11 protein-coding genes and 1 tRNA gene are annotated in these 17,208 nt (G+C 59.3%); 9 read left to right on the top strand and 3 right to left on the bottom strand.

Annotation, left to right across the window (positions count from 1 at the left end; genetic code table 11):
• The first annotated feature begins 28 nt into the window (after positions 1-28).
• Positions 29-538: a DUF1648 domain-containing protein gene (locus JNN07_19650; protein ID MBL9169959.1), complete on the top strand. Its 510-nt coding sequence runs from the start codon at positions 29-31 to the stop codon at positions 536-538.
• A gap of 48 nt (positions 539-586) precedes the next feature.
• Here JNN07_19650 and JNN07_19645 read toward each other — a convergent pair whose 3' ends face one another.
• Positions 587-1,636, bottom strand: coding sequence for a carbohydrate kinase family protein (locus JNN07_19645; GenBank protein ID MBL9169958.1), 1,050 nt, complete (start codon positions 1,634-1,636; stop codon positions 587-589).
• Positions 1,637-1,821: 185 nt separating this feature from the next.
• On the opposite strand from JNN07_19645, the gene JNN07_19640 reads away from it, so the two are divergent.
• A complete protein-coding gene (locus JNN07_19640; protein MBL9169957.1) occupies positions 1,822-3,021 on the top strand; it encodes a bifunctional 3,4-dihydroxy-2-butanone-4-phosphate synthase/GTP cyclohydrolase II in 1,200 nt (399 codons plus the stop codon).
• A gap of 67 nt (positions 3,022-3,088) precedes the next feature.
• Here the strand turns inward: JNN07_19640 and rpoN are convergent, their stop codons facing one another.
• Positions 3,089-4,588: an RNA polymerase factor sigma-54 gene (gene rpoN / locus JNN07_19635; protein MBL9169956.1), complete on the bottom strand. Its 1,500-nt coding sequence runs from the start codon at positions 4,586-4,588 to the stop codon at positions 3,089-3,091.
• 183 nt (positions 4,589-4,771) lie between these two features.
• On the opposite strand from rpoN, the gene rpsP reads away from it, so the two are divergent.
• From rpsP to JNN07_19605, 6 genes are all read left to right on the top strand, one after another.
• On the top strand, positions 4,772-5,023 hold the full coding sequence (rpsP, locus tag JNN07_19630) for a 30S ribosomal protein S16 (GenBank protein MBL9169955.1): 252 nt from the start codon (positions 4,772-4,774) through the stop codon (positions 5,021-5,023).
• 21 nt (positions 5,024-5,044) lie between these two features.
• The gene (locus tag JNN07_19625) at positions 5,045-5,293 is read left to right on the top strand and encodes a KH domain-containing protein (protein MBL9169954.1); all 249 of its coding nucleotides are present in this window, start codon (positions 5,045-5,047) and stop codon (positions 5,291-5,293) included.
• Positions 5,294-5,370: 77 nt separating this feature from the next.
• Entirely contained in the window at positions 5,371-6,069 is a 699-nt protein-coding gene (gene trmD, locus JNN07_19620) for a tRNA (guanosine(37)-N1)-methyltransferase TrmD (GenBank protein ID MBL9169953.1), read from the top strand.
• A gap of 16 nt (positions 6,070-6,085) precedes the next feature.
• Entirely contained in the window at positions 6,086-6,475 is a 390-nt protein-coding gene (gene rplS / locus JNN07_19615; protein ID MBL9169952.1) for a 50S ribosomal protein L19, read from the top strand.
• Between the two features lie 228 nt (positions 6,476-6,703).
• Entirely contained in the window at positions 6,704-7,060 is a 357-nt protein-coding gene (locus tag JNN07_19610; GenBank protein MBL9169951.1) for a hypothetical protein, read from the top strand.
• A 39-nt stretch (positions 7,061-7,099) separates the two neighbouring features.
• Entirely contained in the window at positions 7,100-8,665 is a 1,566-nt protein-coding gene (locus tag JNN07_19605; protein ID MBL9169950.1) for an SDR family oxidoreductase, read from the top strand.
• Between the two features lie 195 nt (positions 8,666-8,860).
• On the opposite strand, the gene JNN07_19600 is transcribed toward JNN07_19605, so the two are convergent.
• Positions 8,861-8,936 (bottom strand) — tRNA-Ala (locus JNN07_19600).
• Positions 8,937-9,396: 460 nt separating this feature from the next.
• Between JNN07_19600 and JNN07_19595 the strand changes: the two genes are divergently transcribed.
• Positions 9,397-17,106 carry a lamin tail domain-containing protein gene (locus tag JNN07_19595; GenBank protein MBL9169949.1) on the top strand — a complete coding sequence of 2,570 codons (7,710 nt, stop codon included), beginning with the start codon at positions 9,397-9,399 and terminating at the stop codon, positions 17,104-17,106.
• The last annotated feature ends 102 nt before the right edge of the window (positions 17,107-17,208 follow it).

Here is a 17,208-nt window from a genome sequence, read left to right as displayed (position 1 = left end):
CCTGGGACTTGTGGGCAGATTCTTGCGCATGAAGCCCCCGCTGGTTCGCTTGATTCTGCTTCTCGTGTGCTTGCTGAGCTTTTCCGCGTACGTCATGACATCCTCAGCGGATCTGCCGTCACGAGTTGCGACCCACTTTGACATTCACGGGAATCCCGATGGTTGGATGTCCCGCGATGGTCACGTGCGTTTCATGTTGAGCTTCGGCTGGCTGTTCCCGCTGATCATCCTAGGCATCTTCTTCGCGATACGCTTCCTCCCGCCACGCCTGGTGAACATGCCGAACCGAGATTACTGGCTAAGCCCGGAACGGCGCGGGCCTACTTGCGATTGGCTGTTCGGTCACGGGGCCTGGCTGAGTATCCTGGGGGTGGCCTTTTGCGCGGGGCTGCATGCCTTGGTGTTGCTAGCCAGCCGAAGCCCACGGGGGCAGCTCTCGAACTCGATGTTGTTGGCCTTGGCCGGCGCATTTATCGCCGGCTTGATCGCCTGGATCTTCGGAATGTTTCGCCGATTCCGACTGCCATCCGAAGGTTAAGGGTGCGTTTCTTGGGATCACGGCGGAAATCATCCGGATCCGAAGGTGTCACTCTTCCTTGCTGAGCGCCGTCTGATACCCGTATTTCTTGGCCAGAGCCAGACACGCGGCCAGCGGCTTGACGCCGTTGGTGCACGTGGGATCCGAAAGGCTGGCGGCTGCGACGGCCACGCCGGTCTCGAGACAGCGCTTCAGTTCCCAGTCTTCATGGAATCCCATGAGAGTTCCGGCGCAGAAGGCGTCGCCGGCGCCGGCGGTTCCCGCGATCGCTTTGGCAGGAAGCTTCAGGGATGGTTGCCAGACATCCTCACCTTTGCGCGTGCGGGCGAAGGCACCCTCGGGGAAGTGAATCACGACCAGCTCACGCACGCCCTTTTGCAGCAGGGCACCGGCCGCATGCCGCAGGGACACAGTATCGAGCTTGCCATCAGCCTGGCGAATTTTGAATCCGGCGGTCTTGCCGGCTTCAATCTCGTTCAGCACGCAGTAGTCGACATACTTCAGAGCGGGAGTCACCACCTTCGCGAAGCGGTCGCTGTCCTCGCTGACGACGTCCACGCTGGTCTTCAATCCGGCTTCTTGTGCGGCGGCAAGCAAGCGGGCTGCTTTCGTGCCGTACTTGGCGTCCGACTCGTCGAGCGCATCGAGGAGGAGGAGGTATCCCAAGTGGAAGAGCCGAGCCTTGGTCTTGGAGAAATCGAGTTCAGCGCCTTTCCAGAGAGCATTGGCTCCGCGGAGATGAAAGAAGGTGCGCTTCCCACCCTTCGTTTCCGTCATGACGTCGGTGTACGAGGTGGGAGCCTCGGACGTCATCTTGAGGAAACGGGTGTCGATCTTGTTCTTCTGGCAGTCCTGCAGGATGGCTTCGCCCAGGGCGTCCTTGCCGACCAGACCCGCCGCCGAGAGCGGGAACTCCGCTCCGAGCTTCGCCAAGTCCACCAACACGTTGTAGGGGGATCCGCCAGTGCCGGTTGATTGGCTGGAGATATTCGCGAGAGATTCGCGTTGGGGGTAGACGTCGATCATTTTGACCTGATCGATAATCCAGTTTCCACCTGCCAGGACACCCCTGCGGGATGATGTGCTTTTGGTGCTCATTTCGAAAATCGGTTCAGCGCTTGCCTGCCGTAGAATCAACTGAATCGGCAGAACTGATGAAAGCGCCAGCAGAACAAAGTGAATTAGAACCGTCCCGTCTCTGGCAAGCGGTTTTTTCTCAAAACGCCTTAAATTCCCGACATTTTACTGGACATCGCCGGGAAAAAACCGGCGTGTGGGGGGGCATGAAACGGAAGTTGGACTCGATTCAATCGGTGATTCAAGACCTCGCCCGCGGGAAGCTGGTCATCGTGGTGGATGACGCTGATCGGGAGAACGAGGGTGATTTGGTGATGGTCGCCGAGAAAGCGACTCCCGAAACGGTCAATTTCATGGCGCGCTTTGGGCGTGGCTTGATCTGCGTTCCAACCACCTCGGAACGGCTGAGCCAGCTGGGTGTGGAACAAATGGTGGCTCAGAACCAGGATTCCTTTAAGACCGATTTTCAGGTCACAGTCGATGCGGCCCGAGGCATTACCACTGGGACAAGCGCGGCCGACCGCGCACTCACGATTCGGGTCATTTCCGACCCGCGTTCCAGCCGGGAAGACTTGGTGCAGCCGGGGCATGTCTTCCCCTTGAGAGCCAAGGCGGGCGGAGTGCTGCAGCGCGCGGGGCATACCGAGGCGGCGGTTGATCTGGCGAGGCTGGCGGGGTGCCGTCCGGTGGGGGTGATCTGTGAGATCATGAACGACCGGGGCGGGATGATGCGCCTGCCGGAGCTGTTCAAGTTCGCCACCAAGCATCGGCTCAGCATCTGCAGCATCGAGGACCTGATCAAGTTTCGGCGGACTCAGGAAAAGCTCATCGAGCGCGTGGAGACCATTCGGATGCCCACCGATTACGGCGATTTCACCTTGCACCTCTACCGATCCAAAGTAGATGGGCAGGACCACCTGGCCCTGGTGCGGGGGGATGTGACCAAGGCCAAGCGAGTCCTGGTGCGCGTCCACAGCGAGTGTCTCACCGGGGATGTGTTCGGGTCGCGTCGCTGCGATTGCGGGCCGCAGCTTCACGAGGCGATGCGCCGGATTGCGCAGGAGGAGTGCGGCGCGATTGTCTACATGCGGCAGGAGGGCCGGGGGATCGGGCTGGCTCCGAAGATCCGGGCGTACAAGCTCCAGGAGCAGGGCTACGACACCGTCGAGGCTAACTTGAAACTGGGCTTCAAGATGGACTTGCGGGAATACGGGCTAGGCGCGCAGATCTTGGCCGACCTGGGATTGAAGAGTATCCGTTTACTGACCAATAACCCCAAGAAGGTGGTCGGGCTGGATGCTTATGGGCTTGAGATTGTGGAGCAGGTGCCGATTCGAATCAAACCCAACCCGCACAACGAAAAATACCTGAAGACCAAGCGAGACAAGCTCGGGCACAAGATCTGATCTGTTGTGCTCTCCGCGGACGGGACCGTTTGGGTCCCGGGTCGGGCGGACCCGAGCAGACGGCTGACTAGTAGACCTTGCGGAGGTTGGATGGGAGGATATTGAGCTCGTCGCGGTACTTGGCCACGGTTCGGCGGGCGATGACGATCTCGCGTGCCGCCAGCATTTTCACCACCTCTTGATCGGAGAGCGGTTTTGCTCGGTCCTCGTTGGAGAAGATCTCAGCGATGATGTCCTTCACACTGGTGTTGGACATGGTCCCGCCGCCGGAAGTGGCGATGCCGGAGGTGAAGAAATACTTCATCTCGAAGATACCCTGCGGGGTGTGCATGTACTTGCCGGACACCGCCCGGCTGACGGTGGTTTCGTGGACCCCGACCACCTCTGCCACCTGAACCATGGTCATGGGGCGTAAGGCGGAAACTCCCTGCTCCATGAAGTCGCGTTGGCGGGCGACGATCTCCTTCGCGATATTGGAGATGGTCTGCTGTCTTTGGTGGATGCTTTTGATGAGGAACTTGCCGGCCCGGATCTTTTCGCGAATATATTCGCGGACTTCGGGGGAGCTTTCGGCCTTCGCCATCAGATCCTTGTAGTAGTTGCTGATGCGGAGCTGGGGAACCTGTTCGTTGTTCGTGTTGACCACGAACTCGTCACCCACCTTGGTGACGAAGACTTCGGGAACGACATATTGATCGTTGTCGGGCAGGAAAGCGCGGCCTGGTCGCGGATCTAATTTGGCGATGGATTGGACCGCATCCTGGATTTCATCGACCGTTTTGCCGAGCCCCCGAGCCATTTCTGGGAGGCGTCGTTTGCCAAGGGCATCCATGAAGCGGTCGACAATCTGATACTGGAGGGTGTCTTGCTGGTTGGTGCGCTCCAACTGCAGCATCAGGCACTCGCGGAGGTCGCGGGCGCCGACGCCGGGGGGTTGGAATCCTTGAATCGCTTTGAGCACCTCGCCTACGTCCTCCACCGGTTTGCCGTGGTTCAGAGCTAGTTCCTCGACGGCGGACTTGAGGTAGCCGAAGTCGTCGATGTTTCCGACGATCAGTTCGGCGATCTCCTGCTGTTCGGGGGTCATGTCGGAGAGGCGGACCTGACCGAGAAGGTTTTCTTGGAGTGAAACTCCCGATACGAGGGAGTCGAACATGAACTGGCGGCGTTCTTCATCCTCCTCCGACGCCCGGTTGGGCACATTCGTTTGGGCGTAGTGCTCGCGAGTCTCCGTGTCAAACTGAACCAATTTTTGCCATTCCGCCTCAAAATCGTCCACGGGAGCGTTGGTCGGCTTCTCGGTGGCAGGATCGTAGATGACGTCCCGAGGCGGCTCGGCGGGATCGGCTGCAGCGGGTGTGTCATCCTCCTGGGAGGACGGTTTCTCGCTCAATTCGACCTCAGTAGCCTGGACTTCCTCCAGAACAATATTTTGCTGCATCTCCTGCTCTACCAAAGCTTTCAGCTCTAAGGTGGGGGCCTGGAGCAGAGCAAGGGACTGTTGGAGCTGGGGGGCCAGCACCTGAGACAAACCCATCCGTTGTGTCTGTTGTAATCCTAGAGCCATATAATTGAATTATCGGCGTGTTAACATACAACTCAAGAGTCATTTCGCAAATCCCGGAAAGGACTCTCAAAAGAGGGCTTGCTTTGACTTTGTTCCCTGCGTAACTTCACGGCTCTTTTTGAAACGATAAACGAACCGCCCAACTCGTCGAACGTGATGAGAGGCGGCTCAATTTAGAAATTTATGGCAGTTAGAATCCGCTTAAAGCGTATCGGATCTCGCAACGATCCCGTCTATCGTATTGTGGTGGCTGACAATCGCAGCCCGCGCGATGGCAAGTGCATCGAAGAGCTGGGTACTTATGACCCTAAGAAGAGTGCCACGGTGAACTACACTGTGAACTTGGAACGGGCCCAGTACTGGATCAGCAAGGGGGCGCAGCCGTCCTCCACTGTCGCCAGCTTCATCAAGCGCGCCTCTAAGCCGGCCGCTTGATTCGGCGCCACTGCCCCGCCTATGCAGAACTTCATTGAATATGTCGTGAAGGGGCTGGTGAAGCATCCGGAGCAGGTGACGGTGACTCCGGTTGAACGGAACGGATCGACGGTTTACGAGCTGCGTTTGGAATCCACCGATGTTGGGCGAGTGGTGGGACGCAGTGGGAAAACCATTAACGCGATTCGCTCGCTGATGATTGCCGGAAGCGCTCGCAAGGGTGTGCGTTGCTCGCTCGACATTGTGGAAGAGAATCCGCGCCGTCGCTGACGCGTTGGGCGTCGCTTCGTTCGGCCTCTGAAATCGGCGACGTTGGGCGATACTACTTGCGCTCTTAGGCGCCAGCTATGCGAATCGATGTGTTAACGCTCTTCCCGGCGATGTTCGTCGGGCCATTGGACGTGAGCATCGTGCAGCGGGCTCGGACGTTGGGCTTGCTCGATCTGCGGATTCATAATCTTCGGGATTATACGCACGATCGTCACAAAACGGTGGATGATCGTCCGTTTGGGGGAGGCCCCGGGATGGTCTTGAAGCCCGAGCCGCTGTTTGAGGCGGTTGAGGCCCTGAGGGAGCCTGGCGGGGGCGCTCGAGTGGTGTTGTTTTCGCCTGCGGGAAGGCCGTTCACGCAGGCTATTGCCCGCGAGTTCTCGGCGGAAAAGCATTTGGTGCTGATCTGTGGGAGCTACGAGGGTGTGGATGAGAGGGTGCGCGAGGCCCTGGCTCAGGATGATCTGAGCATCGGCGACTTCGTGCTGACGAACGGTGGATTGCCGGCGATGGTGGTGGTGGATGCGGTGACGCGGCTTTTGCCTGGCGCCTTGGGCGACGAGGCGAGTGCGCAGGATGAGTCCTTTGCGCAGGGGCTGTTGGAGTACCCGCATTACACGCGGCCGGCGGAATTTCGTGGGATGAAAGTTCCGGAAGTGTTGTTGTCCGGACACCACGCTGAGATTGCCAAGTGGCGATCGGAGCAAGCTAGGCAGAGGACAGCCAAGCACCGCCCTGATCTGCTGGAAGGCAGCAAAACGACTAATGGAGCGTAAGGCTCCAGATTAATTTATGAACCAAGCGTTATTAGACAAGATTGAGGCCGAGCAGGTCCGCAAGGATATCACCCCGTTCAACGTGGGCGATTCGGTGCGGGTTCACACCAAAGTAGTGGAAGGCGATAAGGAACGTATCCAGATTTTCGCGGGCGTTGTCATGGCTCGTCGTGGACACGGGTTGAACAGCACGTTCACGGTTCGCCGCATCAGTTACGGTGAGGGCGTGGAGCGCGTGTTCCCGGTGAACTCCCCCCGCATCGACAAGATCGAAATCGAACGCCACGGCCAGGTTCGTCGCGCCAAATTGACCTACCTCCGAACTCGTGTCGGCAAGGGTGCCACTTTGGTGAAGGAAAAAGCGAAGGACACGTCTGCCGCTTCCAAGAAGTCGGCGGCCAAGTAAGTCCTCTCCGCGATCCGCTTCATTTTGCATTGATCCGCCCCTCAGGAGCCCGCTCCGGGTTTCGGGGGGGCGGATTTTTGTCGGAAAATCAGGCCTGCCTCCCGGCTCTGTTCGCGATGACGCGGGGCGGGGTGCGACGGGGAGGTCCTCATTTTTCTTCCATACTCCCTACTTGCGCTCCCGGGTTCGCTGCCCCAACTTACTTTGAGTCGATTCACACGACTTTTTATGCCTAAGCCCTCTCACGACCCGGATGAAATGTTTGAAGAGTTCCTCTTTGATTTTGATCAGGAGGATTTAGGGCGTTTTGTCCGGCGCTTGCCGAACCTGATCGAGAGTGGATTTGGCAAGACGCAGGCGGATCAGGTGACCAAGGCGGTGAAGAAGTTGCGCAAGGGTGTCAAATCCACCCTGGATTTTCCCATTCGCTACGTCGGGCAGGAAACGCGATTGGTGGTGAGCCTGCACGCGATGGATGACGTCGAGTTTCCTACGTTGTACCTTTACGGCACCCCGGACCTCATCGCTGCGGTGGAAGATGAGTTGTCCCGGTTCGTGGAGCAAAGCCCTGACGAGGAGGGCTAAGCGTTCCCTCGGAGGCCGCATCATCCCAGTCCCTACTCTATGGATCCGGTTCCGAACGATCTTCCTCCTGCTGCTGTCCAGCCGCCTGCCTTCTCGGCGCGGGCTTTGTTGCAGGAGATGGAGCGCGTCGCCAAGAATCGTGCCCTTCTGGCGGAGTTAACGGCCGAGGAACGATCCCGTATCATTCAGGCGGCGGGAGATATCTTTAGTCCTGACATCGCGGAACGACGTCGCTTGGTCAAAGCCAAACAGCGGCGCCATAAGGCGGAGAAGGTGGAGCGAGATGAGCGGGTGTTGACCGAGACCGGCATTCGCAAGCTTCGTCGTGAGGTGGTCTTCACTACCCCCAATGCGTTTCCGCCGGAGAATTTTGGCGAACCCGAAACGGTGTCCGACCCGGAGTTTCGGGAGGTGTTGCAGGCGCAGAATTGTTACATCTGCAAAAAGGACTACTCGGTCATCCACCACTTTTACGATCAGCTGTGTCCGACCTGCGCCGAGTTCAACTTCAAAAAGCGGACCGAACTGGCGGACCTGCGGGGACGGGTGGCGTTGTTGACGGGCGGTCGCGTTAAGATTGGCTACCAGACCGGCATCAAGCTGCTTCGAGCGGGAGCTTCGCTGATCGTTACCACTCGCTTCCCTCGTGATTCCGCTCTGCGGTATGCGCAGGAGCCAGATTTTGCGGAATGGGGTCATCGGCTGGAGATCTTCGGCCTCGACTTGCGTCACACGCCGAGCGTCGAGGCTTTCTGCCGGCATCTGCACCAAACCCGGGATCGGCTCGACTTCATTGTCAACAATGCCTGCCAGACGGTGCGCCGCCCGCCCGATTTCTACCAGCACATGATGGAACGGGAAACCGCCTCCCTCGAGGCGTTACCTGAGAAGGCGCGTTTGTTGTTGGGGGCTTACGAGGGACTACGGGGGTATCATCTGCTGCCCGAGGGCGATGGGAATTCCGCGGCGCTTCAAACCAAGCTGACGCAGGTGACGGGTTTGACCCACTCAGCCGAGCTCTCGCAGCTGCCCCTGCTGCCGGAGGAACTGGCGGCTCAGCGCGATCTGTTTCCGGAAGGGCGGTTGGATCAAGATCTGCAACAAGTGGATCTGCGCGAACGGAACTCCTGGAGGCTGACCATGGCGGAGGTGCCCTCGGTGGAGCTGCTGGAAGTTCAGTTGGTCAATGCGGTGGCGCCCTTCGTTCTGAATGCCCGGTTGAAGCCACTGATGATGCGGAGTCCTGAACGGGACAAGCACATCGTGAACGTCTCGGCAGTCGAGGGGCAGTTTTATCGCAAGTTCAAGACCACGCGTCATCCGCACACCAACATGGCGAAGGCGGCTTTGAACATGATGACTCGCACCTCCGCTGCCGATTATCATGCCGACGGGATCCATATGAACAGTGTGGATACCGGCTGGGTGACGGATGAGGATCCGGTGCAAATTGCGAGCCGCAAGGTGAAAGATCATCGGTTCCATCCGCCCTTGGACATCGTCGATGGTGCGGCCCGTATCGTGGATCCCATCATCGCCGGTTTCAATAGTGGCACCCATCTCTGGGGTAAATTCCTCAAGGATTACGTGCCTACGGATTGGTGAGAAACTGGGGAAGCCTGACCTTGTCTCGCACAGGGACCGTTAATCGACCAACTTCTTTGAAACCTTTTGTCCTACCTGGTGTCTACCATGGTAAGGGGGGTGCTTGAAGTTGAACCTGTCTCGGGTAGCAGGAGGATTGAACGCCTCTTCTGAGTTTCTCTCGAACTCCTGCTACTCGTTCTGCTTTGAGGCGGGTGGTGGAGCCGACAGGGATTGAACCTGCGACCTTCTCATTGCGAACGAGACGCTCTACCAACTGAGCTACGACCCCATTCGCCCCAAGCGACCTACAGAAGCTACTGAACCCTCTCCTGATTCGGCAAGAAAGAAAACGGATGGCGAAACGGCGGTGGTAGCACGAAGGGCATGGTCGTCGCAAAGCGTTTTGGAGTGCGTGCACTTTGGTGCCGCTTTTGTCCTTCCGGCGTAGGGGGGAGGCCCCTCCGGGGAAACGGGAAAGCGGCAGAGGGTTATCATCTTTAGCCCTTAGTCTCTCCCTACCTGTCTAGGGTTGCCAATGTCACCTCGTGTCCACGAAGAGGTAGGAATCACCACTTTGCGGGGCTATAGTCCTCTCACGGTTGCGCCGATCCAATGGGGATGAGGGGTAGACACCGGAAGCCCTTGGAATCGGAAGGTTGGCCCGTCGCGAATGAAATTGCTTCAGGAGCCAAGATCGGGCTAAGATGACTGCGAACCCAAAAACCTATCGGCATCCCTCGTTATCCGTTATGAGTGCACGATTTTTCTTTCGCAGTCTTCTCCTGCTGCTGTCCTCCTTCCACCTGGATGCCGCCGACATCGAGCCGCCGCGGATTCTTTCCATCGAACCGCCGGCAGGCTCCGCTGTATCCCTGCTTGATCAGGTCAAGGTGGTGTTCACCGAGCCGGTAGCCGGACTCCAAGCGGGTGATTTTCTCATTAACAATGCGCCGGCTCAAAGTGTTTCTGGCGCCAGCAACACTTGGACTTTTTACTTTGGGCAACCCTTGGCGGGGGCGGTCGGTGTTCGTTGGGATATCAACCACACGGTGACCGATCTTTCGGGGAATCGACTCGACGAGACCGCTGCCGGTAGCGTGTGGTCCTACGTGCTGGCGGATGCCGTCTCTCCGGGGGTGTTGCGTTCCCTGCCGCTGCCAGGCGCCGTTGTGCCCGGGTTGGCCTCTCTTGATCTCTGGTTTACCGAGGAAGTGCAGGGGGTTGATGCGGCTGATCTGTTGGTGAATGGCGTCGCCGCCCGGGAAGTCACAGGATCGGGCGCGGGCCCCTATCGATTCCAATTTGGCCCGCTGGGACCTGGAACGGCGACTTTGGCCTGGGTAGCCGAAAATGGGATCAGGGATCTTTCCCCTGCCCAAAATCCCCTGGCCAGCAGCGGCTGGACTTACACCGTGTCACCGCAGTCGAGCGAGGCGAAGGTGAAACTCAATGAGTTCATGGCCGACAACCTGAATGGGCTGCTGGATGAAGATGCTGCGGCAGAAGACTGGCTGGAGATCGTCAATGAGGGGAACGCCTCGGTTAGTCTGTTGGGATGGGGGTTGACCGACGATCTGGCTGATCCCTTTAAATGGGTCTTTCCCGCTATCGACTTAAGCCCGGGGCAGCACTTGGTCGTGTTCGCTTCAGGAAAGGATCGGCGGGCCACGACGGCGGGGGCGCGCTTGCACGCCAATTTCCGTTTAGCCGCCGGCGGAGGTCAACTCGGGCTCTATCGGCCATCCTTGCCGGCGATTCCCGCAGACCTACTCGTGGAGTATCCTTCTCAACGTGGGGATGTGGCCTATGGGAGGATCGCCTCGGATACCTTCGCCTATTTGGCGACCGCCACCCCGGGAGCAGCTAATTCGGTCGGAAAAACGTATAGTGGAGTGGTGCAACCGCCCAGTCCGTCGGTGGCGAGCGGATTCTTTGAGCGGCCCTTCGTGTTGCAGTTGGGAACGGAGACGCCGCATGTGACCATCTACTACACTCTTGATGGAAGTGTTCCCACGCGAAACAGCTTTCTCTATTCTGGGGCCATTCCGGTGGAGGGCACTCCGGCTCGGGGGGTGGTTACCATCCGCGCTCAAGCGTTTGCGCCGGGGTTGCTCCCTTCGACGGTGACCACCCTCACCTATATTTTTCCCGAGATGGTCTTGAGTCAACCGGCTGTTCCCGCGGGCTTTCCCGCCACGTGGGTGTCGCCCGGAAAGAACAGCACTTCGGGCGACTATGCCATGGACCCACGTGTGACCACCAATCCGGTCTACCGTCCCCTGATCCTCCAAGGCCTCAAGGAGCTTCCCACCCTCTCCATGGTCACCGATGAAAAGCTGGTCTTTGAACCCGCCCAGGGTGTCTACGTCCGCCGGGATTCGAAGAACCGTCAGCCGGTCCACGTGGAGATGATCTTTCCTGATGGGACTCCTGGGTTTGCCTTGGATGCGGGATTCGAGATCCAGGGGGGCAGCAGCCCCGACGATTCGGGTTCCGACTGGAAGGACAAGAATCTTTCCATGCGGTTGATCTTCAGTGGTGATTACGGCAATAAGAAGCTGAGGTTTCCCTTGTATGAGGGTTCGCCCGTTGATGAATTCGACACTCTCATCATTGATTCGGGCTTGAACATGGTGTGGAACCACATGACGGCGGACGATCAGCGGTATCGAGGACAGTATGCCCGCGAGCAGTTCGTCAACGAACTCATGATCCGCACGACCGCGCAACCGCCCCGAGGGCGGTTCGTGCATGTGTACATCAATGGCCTCTATTGGGGCATGAAGAATCTGCATGAGCGTCCTGAGGAAAAATGGGCAGCCAGCCATTTTGGTGGCGATCCGTTGGACTACGACATCATCAAGCACACCAGCGGAACTGTGATCTCAGGCTCCGGGGCGGCCTACTCCCAGATGCTGTCGGCGGTCGGGAAACCGATGGCGAACATCACCAACTATGTGGCCGCGATCTCCCATCTCGATCTCGATTGGTTTATCGACTACATGATGGTGAACATTTGGGTAGGTAACGACGACTGGGATCATCACAATTGGTATGCGGTTCGCAGTCGCAAGCCCGGTGCGCCGGGATGGCGATTCATTTCCTGGGATGCGGAGCATGTCCTGAAAAGTGTGACGGAAGATCGCCTGGCTATCAGCAATACGGGAGCCGGTAGTGGGATTTTGGCGTCGCTCCGCAACAGTCCGGAGTTTCGGCTCCGATTCGCGGACCGGGTGCACAAGCACTTCTTTAACGACGGAATCTTTTACGTGGATCCCCTGCATCGGGAATGGGATCCGGCGCACCCGGAGTGGAACCGGCCGGCGGCGCTTTACATGCAAGTGATCGACCAGGTGGATCCGGCGATCGTTTGTGAGTCGGCGCGATGGGGAGATGTGGCGCGTCCGGGCCAGCCCTACACCCGCAACGTCGAGTGGCTGCGCGAACTGCAGTCGCTGCTCTTTCTGACCAACTCCTCTGGGAACACCACTCGCTATTTCCCTCTGCGGTCCTCGAACGTCTTCCGATCGTTTGCCCGTGGGGGACTCTATCCCACTAACGCTACTCCGCCCATCTTCCGGCAGCATGGCGGTCGGGTCCCGTTTGGGTATGCGCTTACGATGACCAACCCGGGGGCGGGCACGGTGTATTTCACTCTGGATGGAAATGATCCGAGAGTATTCCGGTCCGGGGAAGTGTCCTCCTCGGCGCGCGAGTATCAGGAGCTGAACCCGCCGCTGATCAGCAGTCGTGTCTTGGTCAAGGCGCGGACCTTGAATGGCACCAATTGGAGCGCGCTCAATGAGGCTCAGTTCGAATCGGGTTCGTTCGAGTCGCCGCTCCGTCTTACGGAGATCATGTATAACCCTCCCGGCGGCGATGCCTACGAGTATGTGGAGTTCCAGAATGTGGGAGCGCAGGATCTCGACTTGACGGGGTGGTCGATGGAGGGCGTGAGCTTCACGTTCGTGCCGGGCACTCGCATCGCTCCCGGCGCCTATCTCGTGGTGGCTTCAGGCGTCGATACCAACGCGTGGAAAATTCGCTATCCGGGCGCGCGAATGGCCGGAACGTTTGACGGGAGCCTTTCCAATGGGGGGGAGCGACTGGGTGTTTCCTCTCCTGATGGCAGTTTCGGGGTCGTGGTTGACTATGATGATGAAGCGGGGTGGCCCGTTCTGGCGGATGGAACCGGCGCCTCATTGGAGATCATCGATCCCTTGCGCAATGGGAATGATCCAGCGAATTGGACTGCGCGTGCCGTCAGTGGCGGATCCCTGGGGCAACCCGGTCCTTCCCTGCAGCGGGAGGTGCGGATCCACGAGGTGCTCGCTGACAATGCGGGCGGAATCGTTCATGAAGGGACGGCTCCGGACTTTGTGGAACTTCACAACACCGGTGCCGCAACGGTCGACCTCGCCAGGTGGAGTTTGGTGGGACGTGGCGCCGGACAGCGCTTCGTCTTCCCGGCGGGGACGCAGATTGCTGCCGGAGGCTATCTCGTGATTTGGATGGATTCGGCCGTGAACTCCGGGCTCCATGCGCAATTTGGTTTGGATCGGGAAGGGGACTCACTCTTCCTTGAAGACTCCCAATCGAATCGGGTGTCGACCGTTAGTTTCGGCAATCAGCTTCCGGATCGATCCATCGGCCTCGATGGTTCGGGGTGGATCCTGACTCAGCCCACGCCCGGAGCTGTGAATGTCGCGATCGACCTCGCTCCGCTCTCGGCGTTGCAGATGAACGAGATCCTGGCCAATCCGGCTCCGGGGCAGGAGGATTGGGTCGAGTTTTTCAACGCCCATGCCTCCTTGCCAGCCCGGCTTGAAGGCTACGTGGTTCGGACGGCCAATGCTTCCGCAACGTATGGCTTTCCGGCGTTCGTGGCTCCCCAAGGGTTTGTAGAATTGGTGGCCGATGGAAAGGCCGGCCCTCGGCATCTGGGACTCAAACTTCCCGCCGAGGGCCCGGAGCTGCGGCTGTTTGCCCCCGGAGGGGAGCAGATTCAGAGCGAGGCCTATGGTCAGGAGGCGGAAGGGGTTTCCTTTGGAAGATACCCGGATGGTGCCCCTTCGCGCTTTAACTTCGATGGCAACTCCACGCCGGGCCTCCCCAACGCCGGTCCTGTGGTTTACCAAGGCCCTCGGTTCAATGAGATCATGGCCCGGTCTACGTTCGAACGTTTGACCCCCGCGAGCGGCTTCGCGGATTTCGTCGAACTTCACAATCCGGGAACCACCGTCATTTCGCTCAACGGCTATCGACTGGAGCTGAATCATGGGGCCGACGGCACGTTTGTTTTCCCCTCCGGGATCAGCATCCCGGCGAATGGCTACTTAGTCGTGCTGTGCGATCGAGGTATCCCCGCGTCAACATCGGCGAGCGGTCTCATCGATGCAGGGTTCAGCTTGCCTGGTGAGGGGGCGGCTCTGACCTTGCGCAGCCCCGCGGGCGGTCTGTTGCGTCAGAGCTACGGTCCTCAAATACCCGACCAATCGATCGGTGTGGTCGGCGGGCCTGGCGGGCCGTGGAAGCTCATGGCCATGCCTACGCGGGGCGCCGCCAACTCGGGCGCGGCCACCGTCGGGTCGGTTGCTGGCTTGTCCATCAACGAATGGATGGCCAATCCGGCCTCGGGTAATGATTGGGTGGAACTCCGCAATAGCTCGGCCTTGCCAGTCGCACTGGACCAAGTGGGAATCCTCGATGATCCCTCCCAGGCCGCTTCCCTGACAGCCGGGCGGTTTGAGCCCCTGAGCTTCATTGCGGGATCGGGCTATCTGAAGCTGGTGGCAGATGGACAACGCCATCAAGGCGCGGACCACCTGGCGTTTCAGTTGGATTCCGATGGCGACTATCTGCGCCTGTATGAGGTTTCCTCCGAGGGGTTATTGGTCAGCGTGATTGACGAGCTGAGCTTCGGAACACAGGTGGCTGGTGTGTCACAGGGCCGGTGGCCGGAGGGTGCCTCTGACATTAAGGACTTCACCGATTCGGCCTCCCCCGGAACGATGAACTGGCTGCCGATCGAGAACGTCCGAATCAATGAGATTCTGGCTAGCGCCCCCGCGGGGCAGCAGGACTTCATCGAGCTTCACAATCCAGGAAATCTCGTTGCCGACATCTCATCTTGGTTTCTGAGCGACGATCCGGCTCTGCCGCAGAAGCTCCGATTGGCGGTTCCCAAATCCATTCCAGCCCGAGGCTATTTGGTGGTGCGAGACGAGGACTTTGGAGTGGCGGGTGCCTTGGGGTTGCTGAGGCAGTTTAGCCTCTCGGCCCGGGGTGAAAGAGTGGTTCTGAGCGAGGCTGATGCCTCCGGGCGATTGACGGGACGGCAAGCGCAGGTCTCGTACGGAGCCGGCTCTGCCAACACCGCCTTTGGATTCGTCCCCGGATGTGCGGGTTCGGAGCTGGTGGCGTTGCGGGATCCGACGCCGGGATCGGCCAACTCGGGCGCTCGCGTGGGTCCAGTGGTCATTCACGAGTTCCGCCCCTCGCCGATAGCCGACGGCTTGTCGGACTCCTCCTTGGAATTTATTGAGCTGCACAACCTGACCGCTCAGCCCGTTACCTTTACCAACTCGTCCAACCCCGCCCTCAGATGGAGGTTAGCAGGCGGGGTGAGCTATGAGTTCCCGGTTGAACTTGAAATTCCAGCGGGTGGCTACCTGCTGCTCGTACCTTTCGATCCGTCCGTTCAACCAGCAGTCGCGTCTCGTTTCCGCGCTCACTATGGGCTTCCCTCGGGCCTTACCTTGGTTGGGCCCTATGCCGGATCACTGGCAGGATCGGCAGTCGAGTCGCTCAGTTTGGAACGGGATATTGTGGTGGATCAGGTGGACAGCCTCCCGGCAGCTAGAGAAGTCATCGACGAGTTCCGAACCGTTGGCCGGTGGCCGGGGAGCGATTCCGTTGTGCGACGCTCCTTGAACTCAGGTGCAGCGGCTTCGAGTTGGATGATCGCGACCCCGACTCCGGGGCGAGGAAATGTTTCTGGCTTTGGTGAATTGGATGCCGACCACGATGGCCTGCCGGACGCCTGGGAAACTGCTCACGGCTTGAGCCCCTCTGTACCGGCCGATGCGCTTCTGGATTCCGATGGAGACGGACGGAATAACCAGGAGGAATTCTATGACCAAACCGATCCTCGATCGAATGCCAGCCTGCTGACGGCTCCGTCCATTGTCAGCTCTCCCACGGATCAGTTGGCCCAAGTGGGTAGCACAGTTCAGCTGAGCGTCAGTGCGACGGGCAGTCCCGTTCTGGAGTATCAGTGGCTTCGTAACGGAATCCCTTTGCCGGGTGAGACGCAGGCACTGCTGACGTTGGCTGACGTCGGTCCCTGGCACAATGGAGACTATCGGGCGTTGGTTTCCAATGGTGCGGGTTGCGTTCGGAGCGCCGTAGCGAGGCTGACCGTGCCGATCCCGCCCACTATCCTGGTGCCGCCGCAGCTACAAATTGTGGATCCGGGCAAACCAGCCACCTTCTCGGTCACCGCGGTCTCCGCGAACCCACCCCTTCGTTATCAGTGGCTCATGGGGGGCAGCGAGATCCCGGGTGCCACGGGAAGTTCTCTGGTGGTGCCGGCTGCTCAGTTAGCCGACGAGGGAGACTATTCCGTGCGGGTTGAGGACTCGGTCGCCTCGCTGATCAGCGCCTCCGCTCGACTGGTGGTCAAAGTTCGGCCGGCGATCACTCAGGCCTTGAACCCTGCCCAGCAGACGGTCGCGGTGGGTTCCAATGCGACTTTCCTGATCCACGTTTCCGGCTCTCTGCCCATGACCTATCGGTGGCGCAAGGTGGGGAGTAGCACCTCGATCACCAACATCACCCTCTACAGCACCAGTTGCGTGTTTACGATCAGGGGCGCCAGGACCAACGACGCTGGCCGCTATTACGTGACCATCACCAACCTCGCCGGGGTTGCCGTGCCGCTGAACAGCACGACCTCCACCCTGGCGGTGGTCAAGGGACCGGCCATTCTGACGCACCCTCAATCGCAAACGGTGGATGCGGGCGGAAGCGTATCCTTCTCGGTGGTAGCTCAGGGGGATGGGGCTCTGTCCTATCAATGGCTGAGGGATGGAGCGCCGATCTTGGGCGCCAACCTAGCCACCTATTCCCTGTCCAATATCCAGGCGGCCGATGCCGGATCTTACGCCGTTGAGGTGGCCAATGCCGGTGCCACGGTCCGCAGTGATACCGCGCGGTTATTGGTAGTGGGCGGGACCAGTTTGGGTTATGCCCTGGATGGGACCCAATTGCACCTGACCTGGCCTGCGACCGCGGGCAGGACGTATCGGATCGAGTCCAAGTCGGAACTTTCGGGGGCTGCCCCCTGGCAGATCGTCGGGAACGAAATTGTCGCAGCCGGTCCTCAGGGTAACCTGACGGTCTCGATCGAGTTAACTGAGACGGCTCGCTACTTCCGACTCGTGCTGGTGGGGAACTAAAGCGAAAGAGGGGAATGAACCACGGATTTCGCGGATCCCACGGATGGGTAAAGACTTGAACAGACCACCTCACTGATCTGGAAGCGGCTGCGATCTCCTGCT

Source organism: Verrucomicrobiales bacterium, from assembly GCA_016793885.1.
Classification (GTDB): domain Bacteria; phylum Verrucomicrobiota; class Verrucomicrobiia; order Limisphaerales; family UBA11320; genus UBA11320.
Note: the sequence above shows the minus strand (reverse complement) of the source record. Positions and strands in the feature narration are given on the sequence as shown.